18 protein-coding genes are annotated in these 18,504 nt (G+C 57.4%); 11 read left to right on the forward strand and 7 right to left on the reverse strand.

Annotated features, from left to right (window positions below; translation table 11 throughout):
* Positions 1 to 3: 3 nt before the first annotated feature.
* The 3 genes from rsmG to ACN0WV_RS10710 are packed head-to-tail and all read left to right on the forward strand — an operon-like array spanning position 4 to position 2,331.
* Positions 4 to 606 carry a 16S rRNA (guanine(527)-N(7))-methyltransferase RsmG gene (rsmG, locus tag ACN0WV_RS10700; protein WP_417605821.1) on the forward strand — a complete coding sequence of 201 codons (603 nt, stop codon included), beginning with the start codon at positions 4 to 6 and terminating at the stop codon, positions 604 to 606.
* On the forward strand, positions 599 to 1,408 hold the full coding sequence (locus ACN0WV_RS10705) for a ParA family protein (protein ID WP_417605647.1): 810 nt from the start codon (positions 599 to 601) through the stop codon (positions 1,406 to 1,408). Before rsmG ends, ACN0WV_RS10705 begins: the two co-directional genes overlap by 8 nt.
* A 17-nt stretch (positions 1,409 to 1,425) precedes the next feature.
* The gene (locus ACN0WV_RS10710; protein WP_417605648.1) at positions 1,426 to 2,331 is read left to right on the forward strand and encodes a ParB/RepB/Spo0J family partition protein; all 906 of its coding nucleotides are present in this window, start codon (positions 1,426 to 1,428) and stop codon (positions 2,329 to 2,331) included.
* Here the strand turns inward: ACN0WV_RS10710 and hemW are convergent, their stop codons facing one another.
* From hemW to rph, 3 genes are read right to left on the reverse strand one after another with little or no spacing between them, the layout of a single operon-like run.
* Entirely contained in the window at positions 2,332 to 3,492 is a 1,161-nt protein-coding gene (gene hemW / locus ACN0WV_RS10715; RefSeq protein WP_417605650.1) for a radical SAM family heme chaperone HemW, read from the reverse strand. It lies immediately after the preceding gene.
* The gene (rdgB, locus tag ACN0WV_RS10720) at positions 3,485 to 4,096 is read right to left on the reverse strand and encodes an RdgB/HAM1 family non-canonical purine NTP pyrophosphatase (protein WP_417605652.1); all 612 of its coding nucleotides are present in this window, start codon (positions 4,094 to 4,096) and stop codon (positions 3,485 to 3,487) included. Before rdgB ends, hemW begins: the two co-directional genes overlap by 8 nt.
* Complete coding sequence (gene rph / locus ACN0WV_RS10725) at positions 4,093 to 4,806, reverse strand: ribonuclease PH (RefSeq protein ID WP_084350995.1); 714 nt, start codon at positions 4,804 to 4,806, stop codon at positions 4,093 to 4,095. The genes rdgB and rph overlap by 4 nt, the downstream gene beginning before the upstream one ends.
* Positions 4,807 to 4,922: 116 nt before the next feature.
* Here rph and hrcA point away from each other — a divergent pair, with 116 nt between their 5' ends.
* Positions 4,923 to 5,987 carry a heat-inducible transcriptional repressor HrcA gene (gene hrcA / locus ACN0WV_RS10730; protein ID WP_084350993.1) on the forward strand — a complete coding sequence of 355 codons (1,065 nt, stop codon included), beginning with the start codon at positions 4,923 to 4,925 and terminating at the stop codon, positions 5,985 to 5,987.
* A gap of 9 nt (positions 5,988 to 5,996) precedes the next feature.
* Complete coding sequence (locus tag ACN0WV_RS10735) at positions 5,997 to 6,554, forward strand: nucleotide exchange factor GrpE (protein ID WP_084350991.1); 558 nt, start codon at positions 5,997 to 5,999, stop codon at positions 6,552 to 6,554.
* A gap of 73 nt (positions 6,555 to 6,627) precedes the next feature.
* On the opposite strand, the gene mutS is transcribed toward ACN0WV_RS10735, so the two are convergent.
* Positions 6,628 to 9,264 (reverse strand): DNA mismatch repair protein MutS, encoded by a 2,637-nt coding sequence (gene mutS / locus ACN0WV_RS10740; RefSeq protein WP_417605655.1) that lies wholly within the window; start codon positions 9,262 to 9,264, stop codon positions 6,628 to 6,630.
* A 132-nt stretch (positions 9,265 to 9,396) separates the two neighbouring features.
* Between mutS and ACN0WV_RS10745 the strand changes: the two genes are divergently transcribed.
* Together ACN0WV_RS10745 and ACN0WV_RS10750 are read left to right on the forward strand one after the other, a co-directional pair.
* On the forward strand, positions 9,397 to 11,652 hold the full coding sequence (locus tag ACN0WV_RS10745; protein WP_417605657.1) for an NADP-dependent malic enzyme: 2,256 nt from the start codon (positions 9,397 to 9,399) through the stop codon (positions 11,650 to 11,652).
* 40 nt (positions 11,653 to 11,692) lie between these two features.
* A complete protein-coding gene (locus tag ACN0WV_RS10750; protein WP_417605659.1) occupies positions 11,693 to 12,568 on the forward strand; it encodes a ribokinase in 876 nt (291 codons plus the stop codon).
* 3 nt (positions 12,569 to 12,571) lie between these two features.
* Here ACN0WV_RS10750 and msrA read toward each other — a convergent pair whose 3' ends face one another.
* Complete coding sequence (msrA, locus tag ACN0WV_RS10755) at positions 12,572 to 13,231, reverse strand: peptide-methionine (S)-S-oxide reductase MsrA (RefSeq protein WP_417605661.1); 660 nt, start codon at positions 13,229 to 13,231, stop codon at positions 12,572 to 12,574.
* A gap of 155 nt (positions 13,232 to 13,386) precedes the next feature.
* On the opposite strand from msrA, the gene ACN0WV_RS10760 reads away from it, so the two are divergent.
* The gene (locus tag ACN0WV_RS10760; protein WP_417605663.1) at positions 13,387 to 14,100 is read left to right on the forward strand and encodes a sulfotransferase-like domain-containing protein; all 714 of its coding nucleotides are present in this window, start codon (positions 13,387 to 13,389) and stop codon (positions 14,098 to 14,100) included.
* Positions 14,101 to 14,199: 99 nt separating this feature from the next.
* Entirely contained in the window at positions 14,200 to 14,616 is a 417-nt protein-coding gene (locus tag ACN0WV_RS10765; RefSeq protein WP_417605665.1) for a DUF7282 domain-containing protein, read from the forward strand.
* Positions 14,617 to 14,716: 100 nt separating this feature from the next.
* Here ACN0WV_RS10765 and ACN0WV_RS10770 read toward each other — a convergent pair whose 3' ends face one another.
* On the reverse strand, positions 14,717 to 15,943 hold the full coding sequence (locus tag ACN0WV_RS10770; RefSeq protein WP_084350979.1) for an argininosuccinate synthase: 1,227 nt from the start codon (positions 15,941 to 15,943) through the stop codon (positions 14,717 to 14,719).
* 125 nt (positions 15,944 to 16,068) lie between these two features.
* Here ACN0WV_RS10770 and ACN0WV_RS10775 point away from each other — a divergent pair, with 125 nt between their 5' ends.
* Both ACN0WV_RS10775 and ilvA read left to right on the forward strand, forming a co-directional pair.
* Positions 16,069 to 16,821 (forward strand): hypothetical protein, encoded by a 753-nt coding sequence (locus ACN0WV_RS10775; protein ID WP_417605666.1) that lies wholly within the window; start codon positions 16,069 to 16,071, stop codon positions 16,819 to 16,821.
* A 37-nt stretch (positions 16,822 to 16,858) separates the two neighbouring features.
* On the forward strand, positions 16,859 to 18,085 hold the full coding sequence (gene ilvA / locus ACN0WV_RS10780) for a threonine ammonia-lyase IlvA (RefSeq protein WP_417605668.1): 1,227 nt from the start codon (positions 16,859 to 16,861) through the stop codon (positions 18,083 to 18,085).
* Between the two features lie 62 nt (positions 18,086 to 18,147).
* Here ilvA and ACN0WV_RS10785 read toward each other — a convergent pair whose 3' ends face one another.
* Entirely contained in the window at positions 18,148 to 18,465 is a 318-nt protein-coding gene (locus ACN0WV_RS10785) for an Hpt domain-containing protein (protein WP_084350973.1), read from the reverse strand.
* Positions 18,466 to 18,504 lie beyond the last annotated feature (39 nt).

An 18,504-nucleotide genomic window follows, 5' to 3' on the forward strand; every position in this document is an offset into this window, starting at 1 on the left:
ATGATGCGAAGCTTGAATGTTTCACGTGAAACATATGAAAAGCTGCAACGATATGTCGATCTCTTGTTAGCATGGACAGCAAAGATTAACCTGATTTCGAAAAAATCAGCATCGGATGTATGGCGTCGTCACATCATTGATTCCATTCAGGTTTTCCAATCAATTGAACACCCTAGCAAAACCTGGCTTGATCTGGGTAGCGGAGGCGGCCTTCCTGGTCTTGTCGTGGCTATTCTTGCTACTGAAGCGTCGCCTGAAATGAAGACAGTGCTTGTCGAATCTGATCTAAGAAAGGCCGCATTTCTCAGAAATGCCATCCGAGAGCTAGATCTGCATGCGATTGTGATGTCGGAGCGAATTGAAAATCTCGATCCTTTGAAGGCAAATATCGTCAGCGCGAGGGCTCTTGCCGACTTGGAGACGTTGCTGTCTTTCGCAAATTTGCATCTTGCATACGACGGAACGGCCATCTTTTCCAAAGGCGAAAAATGGCAAAAAGAGGTGGATAAGGCGCGCGAGTCATGGCGATTTGATTTGGATGTGATACAAAGCAAAACAGACCCTATGGCCGCTATACTAAAAATCGGAGGCATCTCTCGTGTCTGATCTTGCCAGACCCGCTGGTCCAAAAATCATAGCCGTCGCCAATCAGAAGGGCGGGGTAGGGAAGACCACCACCACGATCAATCTGGGTGCGGCTTTGGCAGAGCTTGGCTGTCGTGTGCTTGTAGTCGATCTCGACCCTCAGGGGAATGCGTCTACGGGGCTGGGAATAGAGCCCGAAGACCGTGATCTCACCACCTACGAATTGCTGCTGGACGATACAGAGCTTCATGCCGTCGTTCAGAAAACCAGTGTCGAGCGCTTGATGATCATACCTGCGACTGTAGATCTAAGTTCTGCTGATATCGAACTTATCGCTAACGAAAAGCGTAGCTATTTGCTGCATGACGCTCTTCGGCAAGCAGCGATGGACGATTTCGCGTTGGACTTTATCCTGATTGATTGCCCCCCCTCGTTGAATCTTCTTACCGTAAACGCGATGGTCGCATCGCATTCAGTCCTGGTGCCACTCCAAAGTGAATTTTTTGCGCTCGAAGGCCTAAGCCAATTAATGCTCACAATTCGTGAGGTTCGCCAGACGGCGAACCCACATCTGCGGATCGAAGGTGTGGTCATGACAATGTATGACGCGCGAAATAACCTCTCACAGCAGGTGGAAAGTGACGCACGGGACAATCTTGGTGAACTGGTGTTCAACGCGGTTATTCCGCGGAATGTTAGGGTCAGCGAAGCACCATCCTATGCTCTGCCGGTCCTGCAATATGATGGAAGCTCAAAAGGTGCTGTGGCCTATCGAGAGCTTGCGCGGGAACTATTACAAAAAAACGCAAAGATGGCTGCTTAAGCTATCGGAGGAATGAGATGACAGAGAGTAAAGAGCGTCGTCGCGGATTGGGCCGTGGCCTGACCGCGTTGATGGCAGATGTGGATCCAACAGGAGAGCAGGGCGCGGATACATCGCCTAGGGCGGACCGCTCTATCCCGATAGAGCGGATTGTCCCAAATCCTGACCAGCCACGGCGACATTTTACGCCGGAGCAATTGGACGAGTTGGCGGCGTCCATACGAACGCGCGGCGTTATCCAGCCTTTGATCGTTCGTCCAAAGCCCGGAGAGAGTAATCTATACGAGATCGTTGCGGGGGAGCGGCGTTGGCGGGCTGCACAAATGGCCCAACTGCACGAATTGCCGGTATTGGTGCGTGAGTTTTCCGACATCGAGGTGTTGGAAGTCGCGATTATCGAGAACATTCAACGCGCGGATCTCAATGCGATCGAAGAAGCTGCGGGATATAGGCAGCTGATGGACCGTTTTGGCCATACTCAGGAAAAGATGGCGGAGGCCCTTGGTAAAAGCCGCAGTCATATCGCCAACCTTCTCAGACTGCTGAATTTGCCCGACGATGTGCAGAAGATGGTTGTGGGTGGCGATCTTTCCGCGGGACATGCAAGAGCGCTTATTACCTCCGATAAATCACTGGAGTTGGCCAAGCAGGCTGTTTCGGCTGGATGGTCGGTTCGAGATATTGAAAAAGCCGTCAAGAAAGCTGCACAGACTGATCCTGCGGCCACTTCGGGTGCAAAGCCGAAGGGAGGTCGGGCGGAAAAGGACGCGGATACAAAAGCCCTTGAAGGTGATATTTCTGCTGCTCTGGGAATGTCGGTGAGTGTGGATCACAAGGCCGGCGGGGAATCCGGACAATTGGTTATCCGCTACACGAATCTGGAGCAGTTGGACGATTTGTGCCGGATTTTAAGCGGCAATTGATCAGCCCAGGGGCATCAGCTCTTCAATAACGGCATTCAGGACGAGGCACCCCCGCGCGGTGGCCCGCAACTTATGACCCCGGCGTTCAACCATGCCGAGGTCAACTAGCCCGTCGATTTTAGCGTGATCAACAAACGATCCACCAAATCTAGCCAACCGATCAATATCTATGCCTTCGGATATTCGTAGACCCAACAGAAGGTATTCTTGTGCCTGTTCGAGCGCAGGCAAAACTTCCTGCTCTTTTGTTCCGTTGTCTTGTTCCGCCGCCGAGAGCCACTTGTCTGGCATTGACCACGCAACTGTTGCGCGTCGGCGACCATCCAGCGTCACGCGGCCATGGGCTCCAGGGCCGATTCCAATATAGTCCCCGTATCTCCAGTAGATCAAATTGTGCCGTGATTCAGAACCTGGTCGTGCGTGGTTTGATACTTCGTAGGCGGACATGCCGTACTCGCCACAAACATCTTGAGTAATCTGGTACATATCCGCCGACAGGTCGTCATTGGGCAGCCCGCGCAGACCCCCTGCATTGAAGCGGTCGCCAAAAGCAGTCCCATTCTCGATGGTGAGTTGATAGAGCGACAAGTGGTCCACGCTCATATCCAGCGCTTCGCGTAATTCAGTCTTCCAAGCATTCAGCCCCTGATCTTGTCTTGCGTAGATCAGGTCAAAGCTAACGCGATCAAATTGATTTCGGGCGATATCGAAGGCCGCGCGGGCCTCTTTGACAGTGTGAATTCGGCCGAGCCGGCGCAGGTCCGTATCGTTCAGCGCCTGAATGCCCATCGAGACGCGGTTCACACCAGCCTGTGCATAGGCGCGAAAGTTCCCGGCATCGACAGAGCCGGGGTTCGCCTCCAGAGTAATTTCCGGATCATTCACCATCGGCCAGGTGGCGCGTACCCGGTCAAGGATTGCTGCGACGGTGTCCGGCGCCATCAGTGACGGTGTGCCGCCACCGAAGAACACCGTATTCAGGATGCGGCCTTGCGTCTGCGCACCGGCGCGGTCAATCTCTGACAGATAGGCGCGCGTCCAGCGCGCATGGTCGATCTGGCGCGAGACATGGCTGTTGAAGTCGCAATAGGGGCATTTGGCAGTGCAGAACGGCCAATGGATATAAAGGCCGAAGCCGCCGTTCTGCCAGTCTTCAGTCAAAGCAGGCCGTGACAAACTTCCGGAAGGCATCTGCACGATGGCTTATCCTGTTCTTTTCCCAGCGATCCATCTCGCCAAATGTTATGTCATAACCATCGGGCTGAAAAATCGGGTCATACCCATGGCCCTGATTCCCGCGCATCGGCCAGACGACCTGACCTAGCATTTCGCCGGGGAATACCTCGTCATGTCCGTCGGGCCAGGCAAGGACCAATGTGCAACAAAACCGAGCGGTGCGCGGGTAGGGCGCATTACGCGCCTCAAGCGCGTCGCGGGCCTTGGTCATGGCCATAACAAAGTCCCGCCCAGTCTCTGTTTCTGCCCAATCCGCAGTATAGACGCCGGGCGCGCCATCCAGTGCGTCAATCTCAATACCGCTGTCATCTGACAGGGCAGGCAGTCCGGTCGCCTTCGCGGCTGCGTGGGCTTTGATGCGGGCATTGCCTGCGAATGTCGTCTCAGTCTCTTCGGGTTCGGGCAGATCCATTTCGGCACCACCGACAACCTTGACGCCATAAGGCTCAAGAAGATTTTTGATCTCCTCAAGCTTGCCTGAGTTGTGGGTGGCGACCAGCAAAGTGTCGCCAGAGAATTTCCGTATCATGTGGTTGCGGCTTTTTGCGCTGCCATCAACTCTGCCGTGCCCTTTTCGGCAAGATCCATAAGTTGGTTCATCTGATCGCGCGAGAACGTGGCGCCTTCGGCTGACATCTGCACCTCGATGAGCCGACCATCGCCATGGATGATAAAGTTACCGTCCACGCCGGCCTCGCTATCCTCGGGGTAGTCCAGGTCAAGAACGGCCTGACCCGCATAGACGCCACATGAAACCGCCGCCACAGGATCAACCAGCGGGTCAGAGATGACGTCACCCGCTTTCATCAGCTTGTTGACAGCCAGACGCAGCGCAACCCAACCGCCAGTGATGGATGCGCAGCGGGTGCCGCCATCGGCCTGAATGACGTCGCAATCCACGGTGATCTGTCTTTCGCCCAGTGCGACGCGGTCCACGCCGGCGCGAAGGCTGCGTCCGATCAAACGCTGAATCTCGACCGTGCGGCCACCTTGCTTACCGGCAGTTGCTTCACGACGCATCCGCGTGTTGGTGGCGCGCGGCAGCATACCGTATTCGGCAGTGACCCAGCCCAACCCCGATCCTTTGATGAACGGCGGCACGCGGTCCTCGATGGTTGCGGTACACAACACATGGGTGTTGCCCATACGGATCAGGCAAGAACCCTCCGCGTGCATTGTGACGCCGGTTTCGATTGAAACTGCGCGCATTTCGCTTAGATCTCGTCCTGACGGTCGCATTCTGTATCCTTCCCAGATTTGCAGTCGGGATACAGGGCCAAAAGGGGCATGCGCAAGTCCGATTGACCTTTCCGCCCCAGCGTCTTTAATGGCCGTCCGCAGAATGGGTTCCGATCATGAATGACGGTCAGAAAATTCTAGGTGAGATGAACGACCGCTCGCGGGAGGTGTTCCGGCGGGTTGTCGAAGGCTATCTGGACAGCGGAGAGCCTGTCGGGTCGCGCACATTGACGCGCACGCTCAGCGAAAAGGTCAGCGCCGCCACAATCCGGAATGTCATGCAGGACCTCGAATTCCTTGGTCTTCTGGACAGTCCGCATGTCAGCGCCGGAAGAATCCCGACGCAGACGGGTCTCAGGATGTTCGTCGATGGTCTTTTGGAAGTCGGCGACCTTGGAGACGATGATCGTCAAAAACTAGACGCCACGCTCACCAGTAACACCGATGATGTATCGAACGCACTGGACCGCGTCAGCGCGGCCCTGTCTGGCGTAACGCGCGGCGCGTCGCTTGTTTTGACACCAAAACATGAAGCTCCGATCAAGCATATCGAGTTTGTCAGCCTTGGGCATGACCGCGCTTTGGTCGTTCTGGTGTTCGGCGATGGCCATGTTGAGAACCGTCTGTTCAGCCCGCCGCCGGGTCAGACACCAAGTTCGATGCGTGAGGCGGCGAATTTTCTTAACGCGCTGATCGAAGGCAGAACGCTGTCTGATTTGCAGCGTGAAATGAAAACCGAAATTGATGCCCGCAGGCAAGAGATTGATTCCCTTGCACGCGAAATGGTCGACAGTGGTATCGCCGTCTGGACCGGTGAAGGCCATCACCATGAACGCTTGATCGTCCGCGGACGATCAAACCTGTTGGGTGCCGAGGCTGACGAGGCTGAACTTGATCGCATCCGATCGCTTTTCGATGACCTGGAACGCAAGCGTGACATCGCAGAATTTCTGGAATTGACCGAAGCAGGCGACGGGGTGCGTATTTTTATTGGCTCAGAGAACAAACTTTTCTCACTTTCGGGTTCCTCTCTGGTGGTCTCTCCATATATGAACTCGGATCGAAAGATAATTGGTGCGGTTGGCGTCATTGGACCCACGCGCCTGAACTATGGACGGATTGTCCCGATTGTGGACTACACGGCACAACTGGTCGGGAAGTTGATCTCGGACCGGAGCTAGAGGTGAAGAATGGCAGACCCGAAGGAAGAAGACTTCCTGGATGACATCGATTCGACTGAAGAAGAAGAATATGCAGATGTGATGGCGGAAGATGATGACGAGGCAATAGAGCTGGACGCGTTGCGGGCCGAGCGCGATGAATTGCGCGATCGTTTCATGCGTGCGTTGGCCGATGCCGAAAATTCGCGGAAACGGTCTGAAAAGGACCGGCGCGAGGCAGAGCGATATGGCGGTTCGAAACTGGCCCGCGATTTGTTGCCGGTTTACGATAACCTTCAGCGGGCCCTGGGAACATCCGAAGATGCGGCCGAGAAAAACACCGCACTGATCGAAGGTGTTGAATTGACGCTCCGAGAACTTCGGAACGTGTTCAAGAAGCACGGAATAGAGGTTGTCTCGCCAGAGGTTGGCGAGAAATTCGATCCCAAACTGCATGAGGCGATGTTTGAGGCACCTCTGCCGGGCACAAAGTCCGGCGAGATCATTCAAGTCTCCGCAGAAGGGTTCCTTCTATACGATCGGCTCTTGCGGCCGGCCCAGGTCGGCGTGTCGTCCTTCGCTGGATAAAAAGAGCCATGTGATAAAAAATGCCCCCGGCAATCCGGGGGCATTTTTCGTTCGGTTGCACGACCGATATGATCTAGTCCCCCTCCAGAAGATCTCGAAGCTCGTAGAGAGCTTGCAGCGCATCTCGTGGGCTTAACTCGTCTGGCATGATCTCCGTCAAACGTGCCTCGACCGCAGAGGTTTTGGTAACTTGTCTGGGGGCGGGCGACGCGGCGGCAAATAGCGGAAGATCGTCGATCAACGCTTTGGGGGAACTGCGTTCCCGCTCGCCTTTTTCCAACGCATCAAGAACTGTCCGCGCCCGGTCGATCACTGCGCTCGGCAAGCCCGCAAGCTGTGCAACCTGCACGCCGTAAGATCTGTCAGCGGCGCCTTTGCGCACCTCGTGCAGGAAGATCACGTCGCCCTTCCATTCCCTAACGGCAACGGTCGTGTTTCCCACGCCGGGAAGTTTTCCCGCCAACGCCGTAAGCTCGTGGTAATGCGTTGCGAACAGGGCACGCACCCGGTTCACGTCATGCAGGTATTCCAGCGTCGCCCAGGCAATGGACAGCCCGTCATAGGTTGCGGTTCCGCGCCCGATCTCGTCGAGGATCACCAGCGCCCGGTCGTCAGCCTGATTAAGGATCGCGGCCGTTTCGACCATCTCGACCATAAAGGTTGACCGTCCGCGGGCCAGATCATCCGACGCGCCCACGCGGCTGAAGATCTGGCTGACGATGCCGATATGCGCCCGTTCCGCCGGAACATAGCTGCCCATCTGAGCGATAAGCGCGATCAGTGCATTTTGTCGTAGATAGGTGGATTTGCCCGCCATGTTGGGGCCGGTCAGCAATTGGATCGACGGCGCCTCTGCCTCTGCCAGAAGCGCGCAATCATTGGCGACGAATGTAGCGCCCTGCCGCGCAAGGGCTGCCTCTACCACCGGATGTCGGCCGCCTTCGATTTCAAACAGTCGCGAGTTGTCCACAGTTGGACGCGCCCAGTTCTGCGCGGATGCCAGATCAGCAAGTCCACAGGCAAGATCGAACTCTGCCAACGCCCGCGCGGTTGCGCTGATCTGTGTGGCTTGTTCAAGAATTGCCTGTTTCAGCGTTTCATAGAGCCGCTTTTCAATCTCGATCGCCTGCCCGCCAGCGTTCAGAATGCGTGTTTCCAACTCATTCAATTCGACTGTGGTGAAACGCACCTGATTTGCCGTGGTCTGACGATGGATGAACTTATCCGACAGCGGGGCGGATAGCATTTTTTCCGCATGCGTCGCGGGTGTTTCAATGAAATAGCCAAGCACGTTGTTATGCTTGATCTTCAGCGCAGCAATGCCGGTCTGGGCCGCGTATTCCTGTTGCATGGCGGCAATCACGCTGCGCCCTTCGTCGCGCAGGGTGCGCGCCTCGTCCAACTCTGGCGCATAACCTTCTGCGATGAATCCGCCGTCGCGAGACAGCAGCGGCGGCTCTGCGATCAATGCCTCATTAAGCAGTAGCAAAAGATCCTGATGGCCACCCAGATCACGCGCAGCATCGCTTAGAAGGTCAGGTAAACCGGTGGCCAAACTGCCTGCAATTGTGTCCGCTTGCGTAAGGCCGTTCCGAATTGCGGCCAGATCTCTTGGGCCACCACGATCCAGCGCAAGTCTTGATAGTGCACGGTCCAGATCCGGAACACTGCGAAGCGTATCCCGCAGGAACAGTCTCTGTTCGTCTGCATCGACTGCCCAATCAACAGCATCCAGCCGATTGTGGATCGACGTCAGATCGCGTGAGGGGCTGGAGATCCGCCGTTCCAGCAACCGCGCCCCCGCTGCGGTCACCGTGTGGTCCATCACCGACAGCAACGACCCGGCGCGTCCGCCAGACAGGGCATGTGTCAGTTCCAGATTGCGGCGCGTGGCGGCATCAATCTGCATGAGTCCCGACAAAGTCTCGCGTTGCGGTGGCCGGAGCAGCGGCAGCCGGCCCTTCTGGGTAATATCCAGATAATCGACCAGCGCCCCCATGGCAGACAGTTCCGCACGGTCGAAATTGCCATAGGATTCAAGTGTTTTCACACCGAACAGCGCGCAAAGACGGCTCTCGGCCCCGCCGCTGTCAAAACTGGCGCGCGAAAGCTCTGTCGCGGCAATCCCAAGATCTTCGTAGACCGACAGATCAGCGCCGTCGGCCACCAATACCTCCGACGGCAACAGGCGTGCCATTTCGGGACCGATGCGGCTCTGTTCCAGCGGCATCACGTTAAACGCACCGGTGGAAATGTCGGCCCAGGCCAACGCCGCGCTGTCGCGGATGATCGCCACGGATGCGAGGTAATTGTGCCGCCGTGCTTCCAACAGGCTTTCTTCGGTCAGCGTTCCGGGCGTCACCAATCGCACGACATCGCGTTTGACCACCGATTTATAGCCGCGCTTCTTTGCCTCTGCCGGGCTTTCCATCTGCTCGCAGACCGCAACGCGAAACCCCTTGCGGATCAGCGTCAGCAAATAGCCTTCGGCCGCATGGACCGGAACGCCGCACATGGGAATGTCGTCACCCGCGTGCTTGCCGCGTTTGGTCAACGCAATGTCCAACGCTTCGGCCGCCTGCTTGGCGTCCTCGAAAAACATCTCGTAAAAGTCGCCCATCCTGTAGAACAGCAGCGCATCGGGATATTGCGCCTTGATCTCCAGAAACTGTGCCATCATTGGCGTGACGGTGGCTTCGGCCGCATCCATGCGAACCCCCTTGATTTGAGACCGCGACCTTACAAAGCACGCCTTGCGGGTAAAAGCCGAAAACGAGGACAGTTGAGGCATGCTGCATGCTGCGTTAAGCACGAATAATCGTCCAGCAGGAGAGACAGGCGCATGGTCAAACAGAAATACACCCGCGAAGAGGCACTTGCGTTCCATCTGGAACCCACGCCCGGCAAGTTTGAGATCACCGCGACCGTGCCGATGACCACGCAACGCGACCTCAGCCTTGCCTATTCGCCGGGCGTCGCCGTTCCCTGTCTGGAAATCGCCGCGAACCCCGAAACCGCTTATGATTATACCAACAAAGGCAATCTGGTTGCCGTGATCTCCAATGGTACGGCGGTTCTGGGACTGGGCAATCTTGGCGCGCTTGGCTCCAAGCCGGTGATGGAAGGCAAGGCGGTCTTGTTTAAACGTTTCGCCGACGTGAATTCCATCGACATTGAACTGGATACAGAAGATCCCGATGCGTTCTGCAACGCTGTGCGGCTGATGGGGCCGACATTTGGCGGTATCAACCTTGAGGATATCAAGGCGCCAGAGTGTTTCATCATCGAGCAGCGCCTCAAGGAAGAAATGGACATCCCGGTCTTTCACGACGACCAACACGGGACGGCTGTGATCTGTGCGGCAGGCTTGATCAATGCGCTGCATATTTCCGGCAAGAAGATCGAAAACTGCAAGATCGTGCTGAACGGCGCCGGTGCGGCGGGGATCGCCTGCCTTGAGTTGGTCAAGTCGATGGGTGCCAAGCACGAAAACTGCATCATGTGCGACACCAAGGGCGTGATCTATCAGGGCCGCACCGAAGGCATGAACCAGTGGAAATCTGCCCACGCGGTCAAGACTGAGGCGCGGTCGCTGGAAGAGGCGATGAAGGGTGCGGATGTGTTTCTTGGTGTGTCCGCCAAAGGCGCGGTGACGCAGGATATGGTCGCCTCGATGGCTGATGATCCGGTGATCTTTGCGATGGCCAACCCAGATCCCGAGATTACCCCGGAAGAGGCGCATGAGGTGCGCGCCGATGCCATCGTGGCAACCGGCCGGTCGGACTATCCCAATCAGGTGAACAATGTTCTGGGCTTTCCGTATCTGTTTCGCGGTGCGCTCGACATCCATGCCCGCGCGATCAATGACGAGATGAAAATCGCCTGCGCCGAAGCTTTGGCAGAGCTTGCCCGCGAAGATGTGCCCGACGAGGTCGCGATGGCCTATGGGCGCAACCTGTCTTTCGGGCGGGACTATATCATTCCGACGCCCTTTGATCCCCGGTTGATTCACCGGATTCCGCCCGCGGTGGCGCGTGCCGGAATGGACACCGGTGCCGCGCGGCGCCCCATCATCGACATGGATGCCTACGAGGCGTCGTTGAAGGCGCGGATGGATCCGACCTCGAATATTCTGCGGGGCATCAACGCCCGCGCCCGTGCCGCTCAGGCCCGTATGATCTTTGCCGAAGGGGATGATCCACGGGTGCTGCGTGCTGCGGTCATGTATCAACGCAATGGGCTGGGCAAGGCGCTGGTCGTCGGTCGGCAAGATGACGTCAGGACCAAGCTGGAAGCCGCCGGAATGGGCGACGCGGTCCGCGAGTTGGAAATCGTCAACGCGGCGAACACGCGCCACCTGCCAGCCTACAAAGAGTTTCTTTACGACAGGCTGCAACGTAAAGGCCATGATCGGCAGGACATACACCGCCTTGCCACGCGCGACCGGCATGTCTTTGCCGCGCTGATGCTGGCGCATGGCCACGGTGACGGGCTGATCACCGGCGCGACCCGCAAGTCCGCGCATGTGATGGAATTGATCAACCACGTTTTTGACGCGGACGCACAGCACGGTGCGGTTGGCGTGACCGCGCTGCTTCACAAGGGTCGGATCGTGATGATCTCTGACACGTTGGTGCATGAATGGCCGGATGAAGAGGATCTTGCCACGATTGCAGAGCGCAGTGCCGATGTTGCACGGCATCTGGGGCTGGAACCACGCGTGGCTTTTGTCAGCTTCTCGACCTTTGGCTATCCGGTGTCCGAGCGTGCCGAAAAGATGCATAAGGCGCCCAAAGTGCTCGACCGGCGCGGCGTCAGCTTTGAATACGAAGGCGAGATGACCGTGGATGTGGCGCTTAATACCCGGTCGCAAGAGAATTACCCGTTCTCGCGGCTGACCGGCCCTGCCAATATTCTGGTTGTTCCGGCGCGGCACTCGGCGTCGATCTCGACAAAACTGATGCAGGAAATGGCGGGTGCCACTGTCATCGGGCCAATTCTGGCAGGGATCGGTGAGTCGATTCAGATCTGCTCGTCCGTTTCAACGGCCAACGATATTCTGAACATGGCCGTGCTGGCCGCTTGCAAGGTCGGGTGATCGGCGGCACTCTACATAGCAAGCGACAAGGAGCGGACCTGTGACGATCTTCAACTTGGGTTCTATCAACGCCGATATCGTCTACCGCGTACCGCATCTGCCCAGCCCCGGAGAGACGCTTTCCTGCGGCTCGATGAGCCGGGGTTTGGGTGGAAAAGGCACGAATATGTCGGTGGCTGCGGCCCGCGCGGCGGCCCATGTCGTGCATATCGGCGCTGTCGGTCAGGATGGTGTCTGGGCGCGGGACCGTTTGTTGGAATACGGCGTCGATACGCGCGGCATTTCTGTTCTGGATCGGGACGCCTCGGGCCACGCGATCATCTATGTCGATGATGATGGCGAGAACACGATCATTCTCTATGCGGGCACAAACCGACTGATTTCGACTCAGATGCTGGAAGACTCGCTGGCCAAGGCAGGCCCCGACGACACGCTGTTGATGCAGAATGAGACCAACGCCCAGGTAGAGGCCGCAAAACTTGCTGCGGCCAAGGGCATGAAGGTCGCCTATGCCGCAGCACCTTTTCAGGCGGACGCGGTCGAAGCAGTGCTGGGCTTCTGTGATTTCCTCATTCTCAACGAGGTGGAGGCCGCCCAATTGCAGGATGCCACCGGCCTTGCACCAGCAAGCCTACCCGTGCGCGATGTCATCGTCACCTTGGGGGCAAAGGGCAGCCGTTGGCACCAGACGGAAACAGGCGACTGCCGGGACTTTCCAGCGCTGCCCGTCGAGGTTGTCGATACAACAGGCGCTGGCGATACGTTTACCGGCTATGTTTTGGCGGGGCTTGATCGCGGCTTGCCGATGGCGCAGGCAATTTCACAAGCGACCCGCGCCGCCGCGCTTCAAGTCACAAGGCTTGGCGCGGCGGATGTTATTCCCGACCTGAAAGATATTCAGGACGACATATCTTAGCGGTTATCCTGCAAATGGTGCAGCATCGCCCCAAAGCTGTTTGACACGCTCATCGCGCCCGCACGCATCACGATAGCGCTTATATGCCTTGGCTTGGCTCAACGGACCAAAGCGGGTCAGAACCAGACTGGTCCCTTCGTAATAGCCCTGATGATAATCCTCGGCCTTGTAGAACGGCTTTGCATTCAGGATCGGCGTCACCACCTCCTTGCCAAGGGCTGCCTGTGCGTCTGTTTTCGCCTTCGTTGCAGCAGCGTTTTCGGCCTTGTCAGAGACGAAAATCGCGGTGCGATAGCTTTCGCCCCGGTCGCAGAACTGCCCGCCTGCATCGGTGGGATCGATGCTACGGAAAAACGCTGAAAGCAGACTATCCAGACTTACGCGACCCGCATCATAGGTGATCTGCACGGCCTCGTAATGGCCGGTGCCACCGCGTGTGACCTGCTTGTAGGTCGGGTTTTTGACAGTGCCGCCGGTATAGCCGGACACGGCAGAAATCACGCCGGGCACTTTTTCGAAATCGGCCTCGACACACCAGAAGCAACCGCCGGCGAGGGTTATGGTCTTGTTCGGGCCGGCCTGCGCTTCATGGGTTTGCAGTGTCAGTCCCGCAATGATCAGCACGGACAACAGCAAGGGCTTGAATTTTAAAAATAGGTTCATGGTAACGTACCTCCGTTGCGCATAACCGTGCCAGCAGGGCGCCCCCCACGTCCAGTCATTGTCATGGCTTGTCACGCATTGGTGACGCGACTTTACTGCCTTGGCTTTGCGTCCGCCCGGATCTAGCGTGGCCGTAAACAGCTGTTGGAGGTGCTATGAAAATCGCGATGTGGTCGGGGCCGCGCAATCTTTCGACGGCAATGATGTATGCGTTCGGGAACCGTTCGGACTTTGCGGCGGTGGACGAGCCATTTTATGCGGCCTATCTGGCGCAGACCGGTCTGGCCCATCCGATGCGCAGGGATATCATTGCGTCGCAATCTACAGATCCGGCGAAGGTCGTGCATGGCTTGCTTGGGCCGAACCCGGACAATGCCCCTCACGTCTATCATAAGCATATGGCCCAGCACATGATTGAAGGGGTGCCGCGTGACTGGCTGGGCAAGGTCGCCAACGTCTTTCTGATCCGCCATCCGGCACGCGTTGTTGCCAGTTTTGCCGCGAAATACGAAAATCCAACTCTGGATGACATCGGTTTTGTTCAGCAGGCAGACCTGTTCGACGAAATCACTGCCATTGGACATAAGCCGCTGGTCTTGGACAGTGCCGATATTCGGGACAATCCCGAGGGCATGTTGCGCAAGCTTTGCGCCGAACTGGGGCTGAGCTTTGACCCCGCGATGCTGGAATGGCCAGCCGGGGCAAAACCCTTTGACGGCGTCTGGGCGCCCGTTTGGTACGGCGCGGTACATGAATCAGTCGGTTTCGCGGGGCCCGAAGGGCCACTTCCAGAGGTCACAGACAGCTTGGCTGCTTTGGTGGAAGCCGCCTTGCCTGCCTATGAAAAGATGCGCCGATACGCTTTGTAGGGATTTTTCTTCAGCGGCGTGAAACTAATTAGGTGTTCTGTCCGTGACTAGGTCATACGCCGCAGCGCATTGCGGCGAAAACCAGACACGGAGTTAAAAATGAACAAGTTTCTGATCCTCGCCCCTGCCGCTATGCTTGCCGCCAGCACAGCCTTTGCCGCGTCGCATTCCATGGCACCAATGGTTGAAGCGTCTGACCAAAGCGTTGCCAACGGCATCGTAAGCGCCGATATGGTTCAGGCCGCCGAAAATGGATGGCTGGTTGTTCACCGCACAGATGCAGAAATGAAGCCCGGTCCGGTTGTGGGCTATGCGCCCCTGCGTGGCGGCGAGAATGTCGATGTGGCCGCGATCCTGACAGAGGAAGTCAAGTCGGGCGAGATGTTGATGCTTATGGTCCACTCCGAAGCGGGCGGCATGTCGACCGGCGTTTTTGAATACACCTTGGGCGCGACGGAAGACGGACCGATCAAGCCGGACGGAAACTTGGTAATGACGGTCGTCACGGCCGAATAAGCTAAATCGCGTTGATAACGAGTACACTTGGTAACCAGTACAAACGAAGATGGCCGGCCCCGAAAGGGCCGGCCATGCTCGTTTCAACATGCGGGATTTGTTAGCCCTTAAGTCGCTTGTTCCGCGCCGCGAGCAGTTTCAGGCGCAGCGCATTCAGTTGAATGAACCCGGCCGCGTCCTTCTGGTCGTAGGCACCTGCGTCATCCTCGAACGTCACATGTGCCTCGGAATACAGCGAGTGATCGGACCAGCGGCCAACTGTGCGCGCAAGACCTTTGTACAGCTTCAGCCGCACGGTGCCGGTGACATGTTCCTGGCTCTTGTCGATCAGCGCTTGCAGCATTTCGCGTTCGGGCGAGAACCAGAAGCCGTTATAGATGATCTCTGCATAGCGCGGCATCAGCTCGTCTTTCAGATGCGCTGCACCCCGGTCCAGCGTGATCTGCTCGATGCCGCGATGGGCCTCCAGCAGAATGGTGCCGCCGGGAGTTTCATAGATCCCGCGCGATTTCATGCCGACGAAACGACCCTCGACCAGATCAAGCCGACCGATCCCATGCTTGCCGCCATATTCGTTCAGCTTGGTCAGGATGGTGGCAGGCGACATCGCTTCGCCATTGATCGCAACGGGATCGCCCTTTTCGAAGGTGATCTCGATAAATTCGGGCGTGTTGGGCGCATCCTCTGGATTGACGGTGCGTTGGTAGACGTAATCGGGCGCGTCCTGCGCGGGATCTTCCAGCACCTTGCCCTCGGACGAGGTGTGCAGCAGGTTCGCATCGACAGAGAAGGGCGCCTCGCCGCGCTTGTCCTTGGCGATCGGGATCTGGTTTTCCTCTGCAAAGGCCAGCAGCTTGGTGCGCGAGCTGAGATCCCATTCCCGCCAGGGTGCGATCACCTTGATGTCGGGGTTCAGCGCATAGGCGCAAAGTTCAAACCGGACCTGATCGTTGCCCTTGCCCGTCGCACCATGGGCCACGGCATCGGCGCCGGTGGCTTCTGCAATCTCGACCAGACGCTTGGAAATCAGCGGCCGCGCAATCGACGTGCCCAGCAGGTACAGACCCTCATATACAGCGTTGGCGCGGAACATCGGGAAGACGAAATCGCGCACGAATTCCTCGCGCACATCTTCAATAAAGATGTTCTCGGGCTTGATGCCCATCATCTCGGCCTTCTTGCGGGCGGGTTCCAGCTCTTCGCCCTGACCCAGATCGGCGGTGAAGGTAACAACCTCGCAGCCATATTCGGTCTGCAACCATTTCAGGATGATCGAGGTATCGAGGCCACCGGAATAGGCCAGAACAACTTTCTTGGGCGCGGACATGGGCAGCACTTCCTTGTTCAGTATCGCGGGGCGGATAGCGGGTTTTGTTGCGCAGCACAAGATGGTGGCATTGGCGGCGGCGGGCTCGCGTGCTAGCACAAGCGCACATGGTGCAGGAGTTTTCGATGTTGGGTTGGCAGATTTTCGTCCATTCGGTTCGCTTGGTGTTCAACAACCTTGGCGCAGCGTTCCGAATTTCCATGGTTCTTTACCTCGTTTCGATCGCGGCCCAGGTGTATGGCTATCTCAATGCCGATATGGCCAGCGCGATCAACGACGGCACTTTCCCGACCGGGACGGGGCAATATGCCGTGATGACGATGGTCCTCAACATGCTCGGCCTCGTGGCAAGTCTTTGGATCGCTGTCGCCTGGCATCGTTTTGTTCTGGCAGAGGACTATCCCGAGGGGTATCTGCCCCGTATGCATGGCGGCAAGATGCTTGGCTATTTCGGGCGTTCGATATTGATCGGGATCATCGTCGCCGTCGGGGTTCTCATTGCCTCGATGCCACTTGCCATGATCGGTGCCATCGCGCCGCCATTGACGGTGCTGATCGTTCCGGTGGCCATTGGTCTTGCTTCGGTCCTGTTTTTCCGTTTCGGGTCGATCCTGCCGGCCTGCGCAATCGGCAAAAACCTGACCCTGGGCGAGGCATGGGCGGCGACACGGGATCAGGCCTCGACCTTCGTGGTTCTGGGAGTTGTCGTCAGCGTCGCAACGCTGATCGTGGTGCTGCCAAGCCTGCTGAACAGTGATCCGGGGTCGACCATCAATTTGATCTATATTCTGGTGGTGAACTGGTTTGTGACAATCATCGGTATCTCGCTGCTGACCACAGTCTACGGTCATTTCATCGAAGGCCGCAGCATCGACTAGGCTTGCCTCGTTTGCCATCATGGGACACTGATCGAAGATGACTGATTTCATCAAAAAGGCGCGTGACGCCACCAGCGCAATGCGCGACGTTTTTCCGCCAACCCCGTTGCTGCTGAACGCGCATCTGTCGGAAACCTACGGATGCGAAGTCTGGTTGAAACGCGAGGATCTGTCGCCTGTGCGCAGCTACAAGCTGCGCGGGGCGTTCAACGCGATGCGCAAGCAACCCGATGCGCCGGTTTTTGTCTGCGCCAGTGCCGGCAATCACGCGCAGGGTGTCGCGTTCATGTGTCGCCACTTTGGCAAGCGCGGTGTGATCTACATGCCGGTGACGACGCCGCAACAGAAGATCCAGAAGACACGGATGTTTGGTGGCAATAACATCGAGATCCAGCTGACCGGCGACTATTTCGACGACACGCTTCGTGCTGCGCAGACCTATTGCACGGAGACCAACGGACATTTCCTGTCGCCATTTGACGATGAGGACGTTATCGAAGGTCAGGCCTCTGTCGCGGTAGAGATTGAGGAGCAGTTAGGCGGCAAGCCCGATCATCTGATGCTGCCGGTTGGCGGCGGTGGTCTATCCTCCGGCGTGCTCAGCTATTTCGGGACGGATGTGCAATATACTTTTGTGGAGCCCGCAGGCGGGGCCTGTCTTCACGCGGCCTTGCAGATGGGTCAGCCGGTCAAGCTCGACTCCGTTAACACCTTTGCCGACGGGGCTGCTGTCGGGCAGATTGGCGAACGGACATTTGCCCGCCTCAAAGGTGTCGGTCTGGCCAACTCACTGACCATTCCGGAGGACCGGCTTTGCGTCACCATGTTGGAAATGCTGAACGTCGAGGGGATCGTTCTGGAACCCGCGGGCGCTTTGGCCGTCGATGCGCTGCGTGATCTGGGCCATGCAATCCGCGGGCGGCGCGTGGTGTGCGTCACTTCCGGCGGAAATTTCGATTTCGAGCGTCTGCCCGAGGTCAAAGAGCGGGCGCAGCGTTATCAGGGGCTGAAGAAATACTTCATCCTGCGAATGCCGCAGCGGCCCGGCGCGTTGAAAGAGTTTCTGAACTTCCTTGGTCCCGAAGATGACATTGCGCGGTTCGAGTATCTCAAGAAGTCTGCGCGGAACTTCGGCTCTGTTCTGATCGGCATCGAAACCCGCGACGCGTCGAGCTTTGGGGCTTTTCTTGCGAAGCTGGACGCCGCAGGCTTCACCTATACTGACATCACCAACGACGAGACATTGGCGCAATTCGTCATTTGACCCTGCGTTGAGCGGGCCGGATGGGAGGGCGAAGGCAGCAAGCGGGCAGAGGTCACAGCAGGTCAGGCCGTGATCTGTTGCAGAAAGGCGCTGCGCGAGGCGTCATATAGCTGTCTGATCGCATCGCGGTCTATCTCTTCCGGCCTGTCGGCGCGTGCTGCGGCTTCGCCTTCAAGACACCGGTTTGCAAAGGCCTGAAATCCAAGATTCAGCGCACTGCCCTTGAGCAGATGCAACATCGGCTCAAGCTGTGAGTTTTCGGCATTTGGCAAGGCTTCAAGCGTCTCCTCCACCTCTGCCAGAAACAGGTCAACCACCTCATCGAAATCGTCCGCGCCGATTTCGTCGCGAAGCTCTGATATGCGCTGCCAATCTATCATCGTGGCCTCCTGCCAGAACGGTATCGGACAAATACTAAG

This window comes from Primorskyibacter flagellatus, from assembly GCF_048268605.1.
In the GTDB taxonomy this organism is placed as follows: domain Bacteria; phylum Pseudomonadota; class Alphaproteobacteria; order Rhodobacterales; family Rhodobacteraceae; genus Primorskyibacter; species Primorskyibacter flagellatus.

Bases quoted from the DNA above. Each gene is read 5' to 3' on its own strand.
- rsmG (WP_417605821.1), top strand. From the start codon at position 4: ATGCGAAGCTTGAATGTTTCACGTGAAACATATGAAAAGCTGCAACGA.
- ACN0WV_RS10710 (WP_417605648.1), top strand. From the start codon at position 1,426: ATGACAGAGAGTAAAGAGCGTCGTCGCGGATTGGGCCGTGGCCTGACC.
- rdgB (WP_417605652.1), bottom strand. From the start codon at position 4,096: ATGATACGGAAATTCTCTGGCGACACTTTGCTGGTCGCCACCCACAAC.
- rph (WP_084350995.1), bottom strand. From the start codon at position 4,806: ATGCGACCGTCAGGACGAGATCTAAGCGAAATGCGCGCAGTTTCAATC.
- hrcA (WP_084350993.1), top strand. From the start codon at position 4,923: ATGAATGACGGTCAGAAAATTCTAGGTGAGATGAACGACCGCTCGCGG.
- ACN0WV_RS10735 (WP_084350991.1), top strand. From the start codon at position 5,997: ATGGCAGACCCGAAGGAAGAAGACTTCCTGGATGACATCGATTCGACT.
- mutS (WP_417605655.1), bottom strand. From the start codon at position 9,264: ATGGATGCGGCCGAAGCCACCGTCACGCCAATGATGGCACAGTTTCTG.
- ACN0WV_RS10745 (WP_417605657.1), top strand. From the start codon at position 9,397: ATGGTCAAACAGAAATACACCCGCGAAGAGGCACTTGCGTTCCATCTG.
- msrA (WP_417605661.1), bottom strand. From the start codon at position 13,231: ATGAACCTATTTTTAAAATTCAAGCCCTTGCTGTTGTCCGTGCTGATC.
- ACN0WV_RS10760 (WP_417605663.1), top strand. From the start codon at position 13,387: ATGAAAATCGCGATGTGGTCGGGGCCGCGCAATCTTTCGACGGCAATG.
- ACN0WV_RS10765 (WP_417605665.1), top strand. From the start codon at position 14,200: ATGAACAAGTTTCTGATCCTCGCCCCTGCCGCTATGCTTGCCGCCAGC.
- ACN0WV_RS10770 (WP_084350979.1), bottom strand. From the start codon at position 15,943: ATGTCCGCGCCCAAGAAAGTTGTTCTGGCCTATTCCGGTGGCCTCGAT.
- ACN0WV_RS10775 (WP_417605666.1), top strand. From the start codon at position 16,069: ATGTTGGGTTGGCAGATTTTCGTCCATTCGGTTCGCTTGGTGTTCAAC.
- ilvA (WP_417605668.1), top strand. From the start codon at position 16,859: ATGACTGATTTCATCAAAAAGGCGCGTGACGCCACCAGCGCAATGCGC.
- ACN0WV_RS10785 (WP_084350973.1), bottom strand. From the start codon at position 18,465: ATGATAGATTGGCAGCGCATATCAGAGCTTCGCGACGAAATCGGCGCG.